Below are 18342 nucleotides of genomic sequence, written 5' to 3'. Positions count from 1 at the left end.
TTTGTCGGGATTCACAGACCGCCATTAATCCTACTAATAAAGCGATTAAGAATATTAGAGGAAGTTTTATCTTTTCGGCATACCAATCCGTAATAAACGGGAGTTGAGAAGGGCAATTCCAGATCTATAGTGATCAAGTCATGGGTTAATTCCGCTTGTGTATCCGCAAATGAATAATCAAGCCCTATCGTCACAGCGATTCCTTGTTTCACGGCATTTTGTATAGCACGAGTATTATTGGTTATAAATAACACGTTCACGTCTCCGTATTGAGCAATTAACTCGTATGCATCCGTTCTAATGAACTCATCATCGTACAACACTAGCGTATGGCCGGAAAGCTGATGAGGACGTATGGTTTTATTGAGTGAAAGAGGAGAGTTTTTATTTACTCCTACTACAAGTTTCCCTTCTAATACCCGGTCAAAGTAACATTCCTTTTCTTTCTGTGCAATTTCCTCTGATAGGACGATAAAGCCTATATCCACATGATTAGTATGTATATCCTCTAATATTTCCTTCGTTCCTTTTTCGATAATTTCTATTTTGACCTTTGGAAAATCTTTTTTGAAACTGGAGACGGTATCTACCAGCAAATGCATCGGCCCGGGGATCGTTGCAATTCTTAAATGACCGCTCAGCGCATTGGTATAAGATTGGGCTTCTTCCAGCATCTCATCCACTTTTATCAAAATTTCATTTGCCTTCGTGATAATGGCCATTCCTTCAGGGGTTGGAGTTGCGCCAATGCCTCGGGAACGAGTAAACAAAGAAAGCCCCAGCTCTGATTCGAGAAGAGAAATAGACTGGCTTATGGCTGGCAGTGTAACATTTAAGTTTTTTGACACTTGAGTAAAAGAGCTGGTTTTTGCTGCTTCCACAATGTACCTCATTTGTTCAAGATTCATATCATTTCTCCTTATTAAGTAAAAGTTAATTTATAAATAAATATATATAAATTTTAATTAATAAACTAGAGGGGTAAAATATAAAAGAAGAATTTTTTAAAGTAAAAGAACACAATCTAAACAACTATAGGGGGGAAGTATAGGTGAATAGCAAAAGAGTAGTCGTTATAACAGGCGGAGCAAGCGGCATAGGAAGACAGGCTGCGATGAAGTTTGCTAAAAAGGGAGATCAGGTCGTAGTAGCAGACTTTAACGAAACAAGCGGACAAGAAACTGTTAATCTGATTACATCTAATGGTGGAGAAGCGGTCTTTGTAAAAACAGATGTATCAAAATACGAAGAGGTGGAATTCTTAGTTGAAAAGGCTGTTGAAACCTATGGCAAGATTGATGTGATGTTTAACAATGCTGGAATTGGCCGCAGTACTCCTGTTTTGGATCAGGATTTAAATGATTATCATAGCGTTATTAATGTAAATCAACATGGTGTGGCTCATGGCATCATCGCTGCAGGCAAAAAAATGAGGGAATTAAATAGCAAAGGAGTGATCATTAATACGGCATCTGTATTTGGTTTTCTAGCCTCTCCTGGTACATTTGCTTATCATGCAACAAAAGGAGCCGTGATTATGATGACAAAATCGGCCGCGCTTGAATTAGCTCAGTATGGAATTAGGGTCATTGCTGTAGCGCCAGGTGTGGTGGACACACCTATTATCCAAGGATATAAGGATAGCGGATTGATTGAATCGATGAAAGCAAAAGTGATGGGAAATAAATTGACCCAGCCGGAGCAAATAGCGGATTCTATTTATCTTCTTTCTTTAGAAGAAGCCAGTGCTATTAATGGAAGTGTAGTTATGGTTGATGAAGGGTATGCTTCTTTTAAATAAACATTCTAATCAATAATACAGAAGGGATGCGTTTTTATTATGAGATTTAAGGACAAGGTATCTATCGTTACTGGCGGGGCAAGCGGAATAGGAAAAGAGACAGCTACTTTGTTTGCAGAAGAAGGAGCGAAGGTTGTCATTGCTGATTTCTCTGAACAGGGAGCCGAAGTGGCAAAAGATCTCACATCAAAAGGACATGCCGTGCACTTTATAAAAACAGATGTCACCATAGCAGAGGATGTGCAAAACTTAATTTCTGAAACCGTCAAGCTGTTTGGCCGGCTTGATATCGTCTTTGCCAATGCAGGCATTGCCAACGATGGCCCCATTCATAAGCTGGACGCTGAAGCTTGGAAGAAAACGATTGACATCAACCTTACCGGTGTATTTTTAACCGATAAATATGCGATTGAACAAATGAGGGCACAAGGGACAGGCGGGGCAGTTGTCAACTGTGGGTCTATTCATAGCTTTACGGGGAAATCTGGAGTGACTGCCTATGCTTCTGCAAAAGGCGGAGTAAAACTGCTAACTCAGACACTCGGCATTGACTATGCTAAAGAAGGCATTCGGGTAAATGCCGTATGTCCAGGCTATATTGATACACCGCTTATTAAAGGAAGAAGTGAAGCCATTAATGAACACCTTATCAGCCTGCACCCAATGGGCAGGCTAGGGAAGGCAGAGGAAGTCGCAAAGGCCGTCTTATTTTTAGCAAGTGAGGATGCCTCCTTCATTACGGGAACTACTCTGTTAGTAGATGGCGGATATACAGCTCAATAAAGATAAAAACAAGAGAGAAACCATGCTGGTTTCTCTCTTGTTTTTATCTAGATCAAGTACAAATAGGCCGAAAAAACTGGGCAGTCAAATAGCTTCCTAGGCTAGGGAAATCTATCAGTGAAAAACGATTTCGAAAAATTTATGAAGGATTGGCTATCTAAAGTTATCTAATCAATTTCAGCCTTACAGTTCTCTTTCAAATCTTATAGCATGCTTGCTGTTAGCAGTTCAAAAAATTATATAATCTCATAAAAAAGGTGGATTTAGAAACACTTTTTCTTTTTATTTCCAATAGTATGATTATTCCTGAAGACTTGATATGAACAGATATTAAGTTTTTACCATCTGCGAGCGACAGAATGAGAAAGAATTTAGACAACGATATGATTTTTATTCCTCATCTAAGTTTTCTCTTGAACCTCCAGCTACGTAAGGGGCTATAGTGAACATATACTTTATGATAGGAGGAAGGTTAATGATAGAAAGCAACAAATATTCCATTGGTGAATTTTCAAAAAAGACAGGAATATCCATTCGCACCCTACATTACTACGACGAAATCGGTCTTTTACAGCCAGAAAAGCACCCGACGTCAGGTCATCGTATTTACCATCATCAGGATATTCTTACCCTACAAAAGATTATAAGCCTAAAGTTTCTCGGATATAGCTTGGATAAAATCATTGACTTGTTACAAAAGCCAAGCTTTACCGTTGATCTAACGGACACTTTAACTCTCCATTTACAAGCGTTAGAGAAAGAGAAAGAACGAATTGAGCAATCGATGACGGCTATCAAAAGAGTAATTAAGTTGCTGAAGGATGAAGGGGAAGTGGATGGTGCCATATTATTTAGTCTTATCCATGGCATGCAAACAGAAAGTATACAAACAAAATGGATGGAGCGGCATAAGCTGACGGAGGTCGTTGAGGAATTAACGATGAAGACAGAAGAAGAGAAAACTACATTAGACCAAACGTTTGTTCAAATGGCTAAGGAAGTAAAAAAATTGTACGGCCAGTCAGTGGAAGACCCAAAAGTGCAAAACATGATTAGAGAATATATAGAAGCTTCCTTTGAGTTTCTTGGTGAGGAGTTGATTCAAAAATTAGCTGATGTCGACATGGAAGAACTGGATATTCAAGAACTAGAAGAAATGTCCCCTTCCCCCTTTACAGAAGATGAACAAAAATGGCTCAATCAAGCGATGGAATATTATATGAAACAGACAGAATCATAATAGAAGAGGGTTTTTTATAGACGGTACTTCATTAAAATAACAATTGTTAGCCTTCAAAAGAACATGCTCTAAAATGGTTGGAGGATTTCAATGAACTTCCCTCTATAGCTAAAGTCGTAAAATCCATTTTGATTAATCTATTTCAAAATGGATTTTTTTGTTGGGATGTATCAAAACCTTCTTTAATTAGGAAGAGTAGTCATGAAAAGATCTGATTGTTTTATTATATCTAACGTATATGAAAAAAGATTATAATATGATTTATCCATTCTTTGCTTTTATAAAATCTTACTATTCGGTTATTTCATGGTATCTTTATAGTAAAGATTTTTGAATGGGGATGAAGGAATGGAGGATATAAGAGAGTTAGAGTTGAGAGCGATTCTGGCTGCTTCGAATGATAATATCGTAATTACGGATGGACAGGGGGTAGTGTTAAGGGCGAGTCCAAGCTGCCTGGCAATTTATGGAGAAGCAGCAGACAAGCTAATCGGTATGAATGTTGAAGAACTAGAGCAAAGAAATATTTTTTCGCCCTCTGTAACGAAGAAAGTATTAGCGGAGAAAAAGGAAGTTCAGCTCATGCAATATACATCCACTGGCCGAGTTGTTATGGCTACTGCTTTACCTGTCTGTAATGATGAAGGAGAGATTATTCGCGTTATCAGCTTTTCACATGATTTAACGGAAATTCAACAATTAAAGGAAGATTATGAAGAGCTGAGAACAAAGATGGCTTATTACCAATCGGAAATTAAGGAATTAAGGCAGAAAGATGATAGTTTTCGAGGAACAGTAATGAGAAGCAAGGAACTTCGCCAAATATGGCAGCTCATTCAACGAGTGGCGAAGTCAGATGCGACCGTTGTTTTTCTTGGTGAATCAGGCGTCGGGAAAAATGTATTTGCCAGAGCTATTCATGAGGGAAGTCGCCGGCAGAATGAGGTATTCATTGAAGTAAATTGCAGTGCGATCCCCGAATCGTTGTTTGAATCGGAAATGTTTGGTTATGAGAGAGGGGCTTTTACGGGTGCTAATAAGGAAGGAAAGCCTGGACTGATTGAAACGGCAAATGAAGGCACGTTGTTTCTTGATGAGGTAGGTGAATTGCCATTAGCGCTTCAATCTAAGCTGTTAAAGGTTATTCAAGAGAAAAAAGTAACAAGAATTGGTGGGACGCAGCAAAAGAATATCGACTTTCGGATTGTTGCTTCAACAAATCGGGACTTGGAACAGATGGTCAAGGAGGGGAAATTTCGCAGGGATCTCTTTTATCGCTTAAATGTTATACCGATTCACATCCCTCCACTCAGAGAACGGAAGGATGATATTATTCATTTATGTAATTTTTATCTAAAAAAATTTAATGAAAAGTACGAATCTAATAAAGTATTCCATGTAACAACGATCAATGAGCTGCTCGCTTACGATTGGCCGGGAAACGTGCGGGAGCTGGAAAACTTAATCGAGCGTCTCGTGGTGGCGACGGAAAGTGTCGTCATTTATTCGTCATCTCTTCCTTTTTACTCAGCCACTAACTCCAACTCTGCTCTCACAGAACAGGAAAGTGCACTAGAGGAAATGGAAGAAAAGCGCTCATCCTTACGCGAGGCGCTAGAAGAAGTAGAAATCCGCTGGTTAAAGAGAGCAGCCAGACAGTATAAAACAACTTATGAAATGGCCAGTTACTTAGGGATTAGTCAGTCTAGTGTCGTTAGAAAGCTAAATAAGTATCGTATTAATTCATAAATGCATTAAGAGTCAGTTTTGCATGAAGATTTCCTTTCTTAATGCAAAATTGACTTAATTATGTTTGTTCAACTAGCCTGTTTGTGATGAAAATGAGTTGGCATAGTTATTGCAATAGTTAACATGCAAAACATCTATTTTATGACACAGGAGGCTTATTACTATGTATCAACCAAAAGATTCTTCTAAATCCCCTCGTTTTTGTGGTGTGCGTACATTTATGAGATTGGAACAACTTCAGACGACGGACAACATTGATTTTGCTGTACTCGGCGTGCCTTTTGACACGGCGGCATCCAACCGCACAGGACAGCGGCTCGGTCCCCAGCATATTCGTGATTTTTCTGTCTTGCTTCGCCCGTATAATCCTGACATGGATATTGATATTTTTGAGTATTGTTCAGGTGTCGATTATGGAGATATCGATGTTATTCCGGGCAATATCCACCGTACATACGATAACATTGTCGCCGGGCTTGAACCACTTTTAGAAAAGGATGTGACTCCGATCATTATGGGCGGAGATCATTCGATTTCTCTGGGGAATCTGCGGGCTTTTTACAAAAAGTATGGCCCGGTTGCGCTTGTCCATTTCGATTCGCATGGAGATACGTGGGATAACTACTATGGAGAAAAATACATGCATGGAACGCCTTTTCGCCGTGCAGTAGAGGAAGGATTAGTGGATGTGGATCATTCCATCCAAGTTGGAATGAGAGGGCCGCTTTATAGTCCAGATGATATTGAAGATGCACGCAGGCTGGGATACGAAGTGATTCCGATGAAAGAAGTAAGGAAGATTGGATTTGAAAAAGTCATGGAACGTATTCATGAACGGACAAAAGGACGTCCTGTTTTCGTTTCCTATGATATTGATTTTGTCGATCCAGCCTACGCTCCGGGAACAGGCACACCGGAAGTTGGTGGGCCGACAAGCTATGAAGCGCTTGAGTATGTAAGGGGATTAGATGGATTAAATGTGGTGGGATTTGACTTAGTGGAAGTGTTGCCGTCCTATGATAGCAATGAAATTACCGCTGTTCTGGCTTCCTCTATCATTTATGAAATGATTACGTTGACTGCTTTGAAGAAGCGTCGCCATGAGGAGAAAGCAAACAAACAATCTGAACAGAAACTGATGAGGTGATAGCTGTTTACATAAGAAAGGGGGAAGATAAATGAACGTACTCGATGTTATTATCATGATCGGTTACTTTTTGCTGTTAGTTATTGTCGGTATCATTGGTTCAAGACGGGCAAAAACCTCGGAAGATTATGTACTGGCAGGGAGAAATTTAGGATTTTTTATGTATTTTGGATGTCTGGGCGCCGTTATTTTAGGCGGCGCCTCTACAATAGGTACCACAAAACTTGGCTATGAATTTGGTATATCAGGTATGTGGCTTGTTGTCATGCTGGGGTTAGGGATTATGACGCTAGGAATTTTTCTTGCTAAACGAATTTCTCATGTAAAAGTAATGACAATTAGCGAGTATCTTAGTAAGCGCTTTAGCAAAGAAGCGGGACTTGTCAGTGCTCTTATTGCCGCTATATATGCGATGATGGTTTCTGTAACCCAAGTGATAGGGATGGGAACGATTTTAAACGTGCTGCTTGGCTGGAATTTATCAGTATCTATGCTTGCAGGTGGTGGGATTGTCTTATTTTACACTATCCTCGGTGGCATGTGGTCGGTAACGATGACAGATATTGTCCAATTTATCATTATGACCATTGGTATTTTCCTAATTATGCTTCCATTAAGTCTTTCAAAAGCAGGGGGCTGGTCAGCGCTGCAGACACGTTTGCCTGACTCTCACTTTGATTTTTCAGGGATCGGCATAGATCAAATTTTTCAATTTTTCTTGCTGTTTGCTCTGGGAATGGTAGTAGCCCAAGATATTTGGCAGCGAATATTTACAGCCAAGACTCTTGATATTGCTAGAACAGGAACAGTGGCAGCAGGGGTATATAGCTTGTTTTATGGAATTGCTGTCAGCATAATTGGAATGTGTGCATTCATCGTTTTGCCAAATTTAGAAAATACACAAAATACATTTGCGAGTATGGCCATCGCTACACTTCCACCCGGTGTGTTAGGCTTAGTTGTAGCAGCAGTTGTCTCGGCTCTCATGTCTACTGCCTCAGGGACACTGTTAGCCTCATCCACTTTAATTTCTAACGATATCATTAAACAATTTTTTTATAAACATGCAACTGATCAGCAATACTTGGTCATTTCAAGAATAGTAACCATGGTAGTAGGGATTTTCACGATGGTTTTTGCGTTGTGGATCCAAGATGTGCTTGTTGCTTTGGATGTCGCATATGCACTGCTATCAGGTGGCATTTTTGTGCCGGTTATTTTCGGATTCTTCTGGAAAAAGGCCACTGCGAAAGCAGCCTTCTATTCTATCATCACCAGTACTATCGTTATATTAGTAAGCCTTGCCATGGAAGGGATTACTTCTACAAATCCAATTATGTATGGTATCGCTACTAGTTTCATCGTAATGATTGCAGTGTCCTATATTCAACCTGCTAAGAAAGAGGAAGACTCAAACCACGCCTCATTTAAGGCAGTGAAATAGCATGCAGAGTTTCAACAATTATTATAGGAAGAGAAACTGCGGATTTATTTAAATAGCCTTATCGAACCTTCCATCGGCAACACTGGTGGAAGGTTTTTTACATGATGGTTCTTATACAAGTATTTACTATTACTTCCTAAACTAACGGGTTTAACAACTTCATAATAAATAAAGCTAGCTGCCAAATCGGTGCTGAATTAAAAGGGAGGGAGAAATAGCACTCCCTTCACATGTTGTTGACTCCCAGTGATAAACTTCTCAATCTGCTGTACACTTAAAGATAAATAGAACAAAGGCAGAGGATACGATTGAAAATGCATAGAGTGACACTTCAGACAAAGATTCTGGGACTAGTATTATCTTTAAGCTTATTTTTAATTTTTATGTTAACAGCTTATTTTACGTACATGGAAGGAAAACAGATTGCAGAAGATAGAGGGCGCCTGGCTCTGGAATTAGCGAAAACGATCGCCTCCATGCCAACGATCGTTGACGCCTTCCAATCAGAGGACCCAGCAGGAATCATCCAGCCGATTGCTGAAAAGATAAGGCAAAAAGTAGGAGCTGAATTTATCGTGGTCGGGAACGCAAAGGAAATTCGGTATTCTCATCCTATCCCATCAGAGATAGGAAAAATGATGATTGGCGGGGACAATGCACGGGCGATCAAAAAAGGGGAATCTTATGTGTCCGAAGCGCATGGTTCGCTGGGCCTTTCGATGCGAGGGAAAGCACCGATATTCGATAAAGAGGGCCACATTATTGGAATTGTCTCTGTTGGGTTTTTAGTAGAAGATGTTCAGCAACAAATTTTTAGGGATTTATCAAAAGAGATTGGCGTATCAGTAATTGCTCTTATAATATCGGTTATTGGCAGCTACTTGCTTGCTAGAAGCATTCGCAAAGACACACTAGGATTAGAACCTTATGAAATTGCTCGTTTATATAAAGAAAAAAATGCAGTGCTTCACTCAGTGAAAGAGGGGATTTTAGCCGTTGATCGGGATGGGGTGATCAGGTCCATGAATCAGCCGGCCAAAACATTACTTAATATCAAAGAGTCCGTTCGAGATTTGAAGGTGGATGACCTCTTTCCTTCTGTATACTTGTATGAGGTGCTCGAATCAGGGAAGCCGAGAGTAGATAAAGAAATGCAATGGGCGCATAAGAAAATTATTATGAATTGTACGCCAATTTTTGAGGATAACAAAGTCAGTGGTGCAGTTGTTTCGTTCCGCGATAAAACAGAAATTGAGCAAATGATTAACACATTATCAGAGGTAAAAGTGTATTCTGAGGATTTAAGGGCTCAAACTCATGAATTTACCAATAAATTATATGTGTTATCCGGCTTGCTTCAGCTGGGAAAACATGATGAAGCAATCGACATGCTGCAAAGTGAAACAGCTGAACTGCAATCTATCAATCGAATTGTTTTTGAACAGATAAAGGACACAAAAGTACAAGCTATCTTACTGGGGAAGCTGGGCAAAGCATCTGAAAAAAAAGTAGCGTTTGAGATAGACTCACAGAGCTATTTAGATGCATTGCCAGACCATATAAAGCTGTCTGAACTGACCTTAATTCTTGGCAATATCATTGATAATGCGTTTGATGCTGTTTCCAGTGAGAAGGAACCGATTATCAATTTTTTTGCAACCGATATTGGAGAGGATATTATCTTTGAAGTGAGCGATAACGGAGGAGGGATCAAACAAGAAGAGCTCTCCCTCATTTTTGAGCGGGGGTTTACGTCGAAAGAGGGCGAAGTTCCGAGCGGCTATGGCCTTGCAAATGCTGATCAGGCTGTAAAAGAGCTGGAAGGGCTGATTGAAGTGCATAGCGAGCCAGGAAATACGATCTTTACAGTTTATCTGCCTAAAAGACAGGAGGGGAAGAAAAATGGCTAAAATAAAAGCAGTCATTGCAGAGGATGATTTTCGTGTGGCAGACATTCATGAGAAGTTTCTAAATAAGTTTGATCAAATAGAGGTGGTTGGGAAAGCATTGAATGCTGAACAGACTCTTGAGCTGCTGGATGAGCAGCAACCTGATTTGCTCCTTCTTGATGTATATATGCCGGATCAGCTCGGCTCCGACCTGCTGCCAGTTATTCGGGAAAAGCACCAGCAGGTAGATATATTGATGATCACGGCAGCAACCGATAGAGAAATACTTGAAAAGGCCCTTCACTATGGTGTCGAATATTTCTTGATTAAGCCGGTAAAGATGGAGCGATTCAACCAAATCATTGAAGAATATCTTAAGAAGTCTCAGCTTTTGCGTTCTACACAGGAAGTAGATCAAGAGATTGTTGATATGGTTTTTAATAAACTTTCCAAGCATTCAGCCGCAATCAATCGGGAAACCTCGCTGCCAAAAGGGGTGGATGAAATCACACTGTCGAAGGTAACAGAGGTTCTGGCTAAAAGTGACAAAGGATTATCCGCTGAACAAGCAGCTGATCAAATTGGCGCTTCAAGAACAACGGCCAGGCGTTATTTAGAATATTTAGTATCCATTCAGGAATGTAGAGCTGAAGTAGTATATGGGGTAGTCGGAAGGCCTGAGCGGAAGTATTATAAAATATGATTGTCTTATTACTTGAAAGCCGAGTGGTCTAATTTAGGGTCAAGCGGTTTAAGAACGGGATGGTATGAATCGTTTTCATATCATCTTTTTTTTGGAAGCAATGCCTGTTTCGGCTGCTCAACCTCCAATTACATGAATAGTGGATGCTTAAAAAAATGCATAATAACAGTCCTCCAAAAAGTCTTTCTTACTTAAAGAATAGTGAGGCTAAAATAAAACCAATCAGCAGTACAAGAATTAGAATGCCCATGCCTTTCCAACTTAAACTACCTGCTAAATCAGCAAGGTTTCCCATTCCAGCTTTATTAAATGCATCATTTAAATTTCCAGCGGGATTTCTTTTTAATTCTTCTTGTCTTCGTCTTTCTCTTGCTCGTTCGGGCGTTTCTTTCTCTTGCATCATTTTAAAATCTCCTATTCTGTGATTCCACTATAGTTTGTTAACGGATCATCATGTTTGAGATAATTTTAACAGAATACGGAAAATGGCTAAACAGCTATATCCGAAGAAATACTTTTTGCAAAAACAGCCCTCTTATCTCTCGTATCAGGAAATGCAGATTTGGCTATTTCATTTACTATAAACTAGAAAACTCTCTTACAGCAATCAGATAGGAGAGGTAAATTCGAACAGACATGTTGTCATTAATCTATATAGATGGCATGATGCGGAGAGATATTCCACTTCTATATACTGTTTATTTTAAATCTTTCGTGAACAAAATGAACAAAATTTTCAAAATAAACTCAAAACACATTAAATTGATAACGCTTACAAAACAGAAGGGACCGCTTACAATTTAATTAATTAGAATGAAGGGGTGAATAATATGTTGGCTATATTAGGCTTTCTGATGATATTGGTATTTATGGCTTTAATTATGACTGGACGGCTATCAGCGATGATTGCTCTTATTGTCGTACCTGTTGTATTTGCTCTTATAGGAGGTTTTGGCAGTGAGATCGGCCCCATGGCGTTAGAGGGGATTAAAAGTGTGGCTCCCACAGGTATCATGATTTTGTTTGCCATTCTTTTCTTCGGTATTTTAATTGATGCAGGAGTATTTGATCCTATTATCAGTACCATTCTTAAGCTGGTGAAAGGGGATCCTGTAAAAATTGCTATCGGAACGGCGGTATTAGCTCTTCTTATTTCATTAGACGGAGATGGTACGACTACCTATATGATTACGATTTCAGCCATGTTGCCGCTTTATAAAAGAATTGGCATGAAGCCGCTGATATTAGCAGGAATTGCTGTTTCCGCCTCAGGAGTAATGAACCTTCTTCCATGGGGAGGCCCGACAGCCAGGGTGATGACGGCTTTGAAACTTGAAATGTCAGATGTATTCACGCCTGTTATACCTTCCATGCTTGGCGGGGTTCTGTTTGTTTTATCCATGGCTTATCTGCTTGGCAGAAAAGAAAGAAAGCGGATTGGCATCATTGAGCTGGATTTTGGCACAGTTGCTCACGAGTTGGCGGCTACTGCAGAAGAGGGCTATCTGAAGCGTCCCCAGCTAATTCTTTTTAATTATGCTTTAACCATTATCCTTTTAGGTTCGTTGATTATGGAATTATTGCCGACAACTGTATTGTTCATGCTTGGCTTTGCTGTTGCGATTACCGTGAACTATCCAAAAATGAGTGATCAAAAGGAAAGGGTGGCCAACTATGCGGATAATGCCCTTTCTGTTGTTTCTATGATTTTTGCTGCCGGGGTTTTTACAGGGCTTCTTTCAGGGACAGGCATGGTGGATGCCATGGCGAACTCAATGATTCAGCATATTCCGGAAGGGATGGGTTCTCATTTTGCTGTTATTACAGCGATTATTAGTGCGCCGTTTACCTTCTTTATGTCCAATGATGCTTTTTACTATGGTGTGCTGCCATTGCTTGCAAAAGCAGGGGCCGCCTATGGAATAGATCCTGCTATGATTGGAAGGGCTTCTCTTTTTGGACTTCCTGTTCACTTGCTAAGCCCGCTTGTTCCATCTACTTATCTTTTAGTTGGAATGGTAGGAGAAGACTTTGGTGAACTGCAGCGCGCTTTTTTAAAGTGGGCATGCGGTTCAACATTGGTTCTGCTTATCGTTGCTCTCCTTTTAGGAATTATTCCTTGGTAATCTAACAAAGGGAAGGTCGGTAAGGTCCTAACAATGAAATAAGAAACATTCAATAAAGCAGGCGATTCCCGCTTGCTTCTTTTCTTTTATCAAAAATCAAATATAGAGCAATAGTCAAGAGGTGAACAAAGTTATGATATTTTATCAAATTATATTACAGGTTATTTTTCCATTGTTTCTAATGATCGGGGCGGGGGCCTGCCTTCATCGTATGTTAAAACTTCACCTAGCTACATTATCTGCCATAACGATCAATTTTTTGCTTCCAGCCGTTTGCTTTGTCAATATTTATAAAAGTAACTTATCAGGAAGGTTAGTTGGCCAAACACTTTTGTTTTTATTACTTTTTAATTTGCTTCTTGCTGTTATCAGCCTTCTTTTTGCGAAAGCCAATCGGTTTGATCGTCAGTTATCGGCTGTTTTTAAGAACAGTTTCGTTTTGAGCAATTCAGGAAACTATGGTCTTCCGGTCAGTGAACTTGTTTTTGTCGCCAATCCAGCTGGTACCGCTATCCAAGTCATCGTGTCTATCTTTCAAAATTTGCTTACCTTTACTTATGGGGTCTATAATTCAATCTCTGCTCAAAGTAGCGGAAAGGATCTTATTAGGAAAATAATGAAACTGCCTGTTATTTATGCTTTAGTTATCGCTATTATATTGCGTTGGGCAAATGTAGATGTTCCCGATTTTATCTGGCAGCCCATCGAGAATGCGTCTGAAGCTTTTTCTGCTATTGCTCTTATAACCCTTGGCGCACAAGTCGCTTATTTAAAGATCACTCATATTTCTAAACCTGTTGCATGGATAGTCATCGGGCGGTTGATTATTTCTCCTTGCGTCGCTTTGCTGATTATATTTTTCCTCGGCTTATCTGGTACAGTGGCTCAAGCTCTTTTTATTGCCAGTTCCTTTCCGACTTCGCGGAATAGTGCATTGTTAGCTCTTGAACATAACAATTACCCGGATATGGCCTCCCAAGCGGTTCTGTTGACGACTGTTTTTAGCAGTGGAACCGTAGCGGTTGTTATTTATTTATCATCTTTCTTTTAGTAGCATCCTTTTTATAGATAAGCTTTATTTAGATAAATACGAGCAAAACAATAACTTGGGACGGTTGAACATTAGAAGATTAAGTGGTGCTTTGAATATTGGCACGTCCTACCGAAAAAAGTGTTGAAAGAAATAACAGAACAGGTAAAATAAACGCTTACCTAACAAGATAATCTGTGTATCCTCTCCATCTTCTTCTTTGCTAAATGAGGGGCTCTTGTTTCTAATTTTTCAGAGGCGTAAAATAAAAATCAGTGGAATTCTTTTAGTCGTCCTCTTTGGTCATCCCTTGATGCCCTCTTATTCTGACTGGAAAAAGAAGAGCCTTTTGGAGAGAGAACGTCGTGTTATTACATACTTTCTACTTATATAGAAGGTAACTCTACATATTAAAAAGAAAGAATTCTGATGTAAGGAGTTGACAGAAGAAAGGATGGCGGGGAACAGAATGACTTGCCCCATCTTTACTAGTTTTTTATTATCAGGTGTGTATAAACGAAGCAGCATCTATTTGAAGAATATCCAAGGTTTTATTGGTAGTTCTTTTTTTATTGGGTAATAATGAGGTAAGTGCATCAAAAGCTTTCATGGGAGACCTTGTATGGATTAATTGTAGCCGTGCATAAACCGATGTACAATATTTAGATAAGAAGGATTTTTATAGTATGTTTCTTCCAATGAAGTGCCTTGGCAAGCGATGGTCCATACATGAATCATGCGCTAGCCTACAATAGGCACTTTAAGAACATAAGCTATCGAGGGAGGGTTGTGTTTGAAAAAATATCAAGAGATATTTGTTAAGAAAATGGCTACCACTTTTCAGCAATGGAAAAGCCAACCCTTTGTTACAGAAAAGGAATTATATCGATTTCTTCATTCATTAAAAGGAACGGCTGGCTCCATTGGGCTCGAGGAGCTATCCATTCTGGCGGCTGTTAAGTTAGAGCAGCTAGATGAAGAGAAAGAGAAACAGTGGAGCAAGGAGGAGTGGCAGCTTTTTTTAGCGGAATTATTAACAATCGACAATACAGCCGAACCGGAAGCCGTACCCGTTGAAGCGAAGATGGAGAAAAAAACGAGCAATGAAGTTGTGCTTTTCATAGAAAGCCATATTGAAAGATTGACTGTATTAAGGAGAGAGATGGAGAGGAAAGGCTGGGATGTGCTGGCAGCGATGACAGCAGAAAAAGGATTGTCGACCTTTGTGAACAAACATCCGGATCTTCTGCTCATTGATCTTGATCTTCCAAAAAATAGCGGGATGGAGCTGCTGGAAAAGATGAAGGAAACAGCAGGAAACCGTCTCACCCCTATTATTGCCATAAGTTCAAGCAGAGAGAAAGAGATGCGTACGAGAGCATATGAACTAGGAGTGCTAGATTATATTGAAATGCCAACTGACTCCGATGAAATTCTTATCCGGATAAAGAATAAAATGAACTATCGGGATTTAATGAGGGAAGTTGTTCTAGTCGATGAATTGACAGGGGCGTTCAACCGAAAATTCTTTAACGTAGAAATTAAACGGCAGCTCGATATATTAAAAGAATCCCACTTGCCGTTTTCTCTAGCGATTCTTGATCTGGATCACTTTAAAAAAATTAATGATACGTATGGTCACACGGCTGGAGACGATGTATTAAAGGAATTCAGCCGCATGGTTAGAAGCCGGATTCATCAGGATGACTTCTTTATCCGCTTTGGCGGCGAAGAGTTTGTGCTGCTTATGCCCGGATGTACTGGAGAAAAGGCAAAAAAGATTATCCAATCAATGATCAAGGAATTCATGCAGCATGAATTTGTATTTGAAGATCATATTATTTCGTGCAGTTTTTCTGGGGGAGTAGTAGAGGTAAATCATGCAGAAGAGAGGCCAGGAGATTTTTTGAAAAAGGCGGACCTGGCTCTTTATTCTTCTAAGATCAATGGCCGCGGGAAAGTCATGAATTATCAGGATATGAATCCTTCTGATAATAATGAGAAGCGACTGCACATCGGGATTATTGATGACGATGCAGTGATGCGTCAAATTTTGGAAGATCAGCTGCACAGGATGTCATTTAGAGGTTATCAAACGGATATCCGTTCCTTTAGGGAAGGAGAAGCGTTTTTTAAGGATGACTGGTACAAACAAGGTGGAAAGTACATTATTTTACTTGATGGTGTAATGCCAAGAATGGATGGCATGGAAGTGCTGCAGCGGCTGAGAAAAGAATTTCCGGAAGAAGATTTCGTCATTATTATGTTGACAGGAAGAAAAAGTGAGAAAGACATCGTAAAGGGGCTTGAATTAGGTGCGGATGATTATTTAACAAAGCCTTTCAGCATCAAGGAATTGGAAGCCCGTGTACGCCGGCTGGCTACGAAGATAGTCAATTGATCGTTGTTGACTAGTGAACAGGGGGGCGTATGATTACAATGTTTCGCAAAAGTATTCGCAAACAATTTCTAGCCACCATGGTTGCCATGCTATTTCTTTTAATAATCGGGGCAGGTGTCGCCTATTTTGCTGGAGAACGATTAGCAGGTAATTATATGGAAAAGCGGAGAGAAATGAATACAAAGGTGCAAGCCATCCGCTTTCTTGAGAATAGCTTTAAAAACACAGTATTTTCAATGCGCGGCTATATTGCTTTTAAAGATGAAAAAGAGCTTCAACAAGCCTACGACAATTCACGGGAGCTTCAACGGGCGATCCGTGAGTTTCAGCCGCTTGCTTCTTCTCTAGAGGAGAAGAAGCTTGTCAGGGAGCTGGCTGAATTTCGCCGGATCTATATGTATGAGCTTGTTCCTAAGGCTGCGGCTTTTGTAAAATCTAGTGATTATGAAAGCGTGCAACGATTATCAGCTTCAGGAGCAACGGATAGGATTATGTTCTTCATTAATGAAATTGAAGCTGAGAAAGCTGGGTTAAATCGAAGAATTGATACTCAATATAAGCAATTTTTAGAGCAAACGAAGACGCTTAATATTTTTCTTGCGGGATATTTTATATTTGTTTTTATAATCACAAGCGGAGCGGTCTGGCTGCTTTCCAGAAGAATCGGGCAACCCCTTCAAGAGCTGACAGCCGCTGCAGAAAAGTTAGCGGCTGGACGTGAAGTGCATATTCGACAGATCAAAAGGACAGACGAGTTAGGGGTTCTCTCAGCTTCATTTGTCCATATGGCTAGAACGATACAGGAAAGAGAACATGAATTGACTGCCCATAACGAAGAGCTGGTCATGCAACAGGAAGAATTAGAAAAAATGCTCATAGAAACCGAAAGGATGAAAAATCAACTGCTGGAAGTTGATCAGCTGAAGTCTGAGCTTGTCAGTACGGTGAGTCATGAATTAAGAACGCCGCTTGCCAGTATTCTCGGCTTCACAGAATTAATGCTGAACCGTTCCCTGAAGGAAGAAAAACAGAAGAAATATTTAACCACTATTTATCAAGAGGCAGTGCGTCTGACAAGCTTAATTAATGATTTTTTAGACTTGCAGCGGATGGAGTCAGGCTCTTTCGTCTGTTCGTTTGCGAAGGTGGACCCTAGACTTTTAATTGAGCAAGTTATAGAAGCGGTCAATCAAACGACGGATCGTCATCATTTTCAATTAATTGACCAGCGCTCTCAGAAATGGCTGAATGGTGATCGAGAAAGACTGATTCAAGTGTTTACGAATTTAATCAGCAACGCGGTTAAGTTTTCTCCAGAAGGCGGCACGATCGTTGTTTGTCTAACGAATGATGAGCAAAAAATGTTAATAGAAATAAAAGATGAAGGGCTGGGCATACCGGCTGCCGATATCCCACATTTATTTAAAAAATTTCATCGTATTGACAATTCAGATCGTAGAAAAATTGGTGGTACAGGTTTAGGTCTAGCTATTTGCAAAGAAATAGTAGAGGCTCATGAGGGGTCCATTGCGGTTTCCTCAGAATACGGAAAGGGGAGTGTTTTCTCTATTCTTCTTCCGCTTCATCTTCAAGAAGGAGAAAAACAACTAGATCGGCCCATATAATCATAGAAATAAATTGAGAGTGGATAAGGGGAAGCTGAATGAGAATATTGATTGCCGACGATGAAGAAGTGTTAAGAATGTTAATCGTTGATACATTAGAAGAAGAGGGTCACGCGCTTACAGAAGCCGCTGATGGACAGGAGGCGATCGAGTGCTTTGAAAAGGAAGTATTTGATCTGTTGCTCGTTGACTACATGATGCCAAGGATGACAGGAATTGAAGTGATTCGAAAGGTAAGAGAGACAAGCGCTGTTAACATTGTTATGTTAACAGCAAAAACACAGCAAAAAGACTTGGAAGAAGCAAAGGAAGCGGGAGCAAATTTCTTTCTGCCAAAACCGTTTAGCCCGCTAAAGTTGATTGAGCTAATCGAGGAGTTGGAGAAAGAATAAAAACAGGGGGGA

At 40.0% G+C, this 18342-nt stretch carries 15 protein-coding genes; 13 read left to right on the top strand and 2 right to left on the bottom strand.

Annotated features, from left to right (window positions below):
- Positions 1–11: 11 nt before the first annotated feature.
- Positions 12–908 (bottom strand): LysR family transcriptional regulator, encoded by an 897-nt coding sequence (locus MKZ02_RS15190; RefSeq protein ID WP_340854310.1) that lies wholly within the window; start codon positions 906–908, stop codon positions 12–14.
- Positions 909–1051: 143 nt separating this feature from the next.
- Here MKZ02_RS15190 and MKZ02_RS15185 point away from each other — a divergent pair, with 143 nt between their 5' ends.
- The 8 genes from MKZ02_RS15185 (at position 1052) to MKZ02_RS15150 (ending at position 10756) form a co-directional block, all read left to right on the top strand.
- Positions 1052–1801, top strand: a complete 750-nt coding sequence (locus tag MKZ02_RS15185; RefSeq protein ID WP_340854309.1) for an SDR family NAD(P)-dependent oxidoreductase — start codon at positions 1052–1054, stop codon at positions 1799–1801.
- 39 nt (positions 1802–1840) lie between these two features.
- Positions 1841–2584 carry an SDR family NAD(P)-dependent oxidoreductase gene (locus MKZ02_RS15180; RefSeq protein ID WP_340854308.1) on the top strand — a complete coding sequence of 248 codons (744 nt, stop codon included), beginning with the start codon at positions 1841–1843 and terminating at the stop codon, positions 2582–2584.
- A 475-nt stretch (positions 2585–3059) separates the two neighbouring features.
- Positions 3060–3824, top strand: coding sequence for a MerR family transcriptional regulator (locus MKZ02_RS15175; protein ID WP_340854307.1), 765 nt, complete (start codon positions 3060–3062; stop codon positions 3822–3824).
- 348 nt (positions 3825–4172) lie between these two features.
- A complete protein-coding gene (locus MKZ02_RS15170; RefSeq protein WP_340854306.1) occupies positions 4173–5573 on the top strand; it encodes a sigma-54 interaction domain-containing protein in 1401 nt (466 codons plus the stop codon).
- Between the two features lie 163 nt (positions 5574–5736).
- Positions 5737–6720, top strand: coding sequence for an agmatinase (gene speB / locus MKZ02_RS15165; RefSeq protein ID WP_340854305.1), 984 nt, complete (start codon positions 5737–5739; stop codon positions 6718–6720).
- A 31-nt stretch (positions 6721–6751) separates the two neighbouring features.
- Positions 6752–8164, top strand: coding sequence for a sodium:solute symporter (locus tag MKZ02_RS15160; RefSeq protein ID WP_340854304.1), 1413 nt, complete (start codon positions 6752–6754; stop codon positions 8162–8164).
- Positions 8165–8478: 314 nt separating this feature from the next.
- Positions 8479–10074 (top strand): sensor histidine kinase, encoded by a 1596-nt coding sequence (locus tag MKZ02_RS15155; protein ID WP_340854303.1) that lies wholly within the window; start codon positions 8479–8481, stop codon positions 10072–10074.
- Entirely contained in the window at positions 10067–10756 is a 690-nt protein-coding gene (locus tag MKZ02_RS15150) for a response regulator (RefSeq protein ID WP_120030962.1), read from the top strand. Before MKZ02_RS15155 ends, MKZ02_RS15150 begins: the two co-directional genes overlap by 8 nt.
- Before the next feature lie 187 nt (positions 10757–10943).
- Here the strand turns inward: MKZ02_RS15150 and MKZ02_RS15145 are convergent, their stop codons facing one another.
- Positions 10944–11159, bottom strand: a complete 216-nt coding sequence (locus MKZ02_RS15145; protein WP_120030964.1) for a DUF6366 family protein — start codon at positions 11157–11159, stop codon at positions 10944–10946.
- 427 nt (positions 11160–11586) lie between these two features.
- Here MKZ02_RS15145 and MKZ02_RS15140 point away from each other — a divergent pair, with 427 nt between their 5' ends.
- The 5 genes from MKZ02_RS15140 to MKZ02_RS15120 all read left to right on the top strand — a co-directional run bounded on the left by MKZ02_RS15140 (position 11587) and on the right by MKZ02_RS15120 (position 18330).
- Positions 11587–12882 carry a CitMHS family transporter gene (locus MKZ02_RS15140; protein WP_340854302.1) on the top strand — a complete coding sequence of 432 codons (1296 nt, stop codon included), beginning with the start codon at positions 11587–11589 and terminating at the stop codon, positions 12880–12882.
- 133 nt (positions 12883–13015) lie between these two features.
- Positions 13016–13933 carry an AEC family transporter gene (locus MKZ02_RS15135; protein ID WP_340854301.1) on the top strand — a complete coding sequence of 306 codons (918 nt, stop codon included), beginning with the start codon at positions 13016–13018 and terminating at the stop codon, positions 13931–13933.
- A 772-nt stretch (positions 13934–14705) separates the two neighbouring features.
- Complete coding sequence (locus tag MKZ02_RS15130; RefSeq protein ID WP_340854300.1) at positions 14706–16313, top strand: diguanylate cyclase; 1608 nt, start codon at positions 14706–14708, stop codon at positions 16311–16313.
- Positions 16314–16342: 29 nt separating this feature from the next.
- Positions 16343–17938 carry a sensor histidine kinase gene (locus MKZ02_RS15125; protein WP_340854299.1) on the top strand — a complete coding sequence of 532 codons (1596 nt, stop codon included), beginning with the start codon at positions 16343–16345 and terminating at the stop codon, positions 17936–17938.
- Positions 17939–17976: 38 nt separating this feature from the next.
- The gene (locus MKZ02_RS15120) at positions 17977–18330 is read left to right on the top strand and encodes a response regulator (RefSeq protein WP_120030978.1); all 354 of its coding nucleotides are present in this window, start codon (positions 17977–17979) and stop codon (positions 18328–18330) included.
- Positions 18331–18342 lie beyond the last annotated feature (12 nt).

It is taken from the genome of Pseudobacillus sp. FSL P4-0506 (assembly GCF_038003025.1).
Taxonomy (GTDB): Bacteria; Bacillota; Bacilli; order Bacillales; family Domibacillaceae; genus Pseudobacillus.
This window is presented reverse-complemented; position numbering and strand designations above follow the sequence as displayed.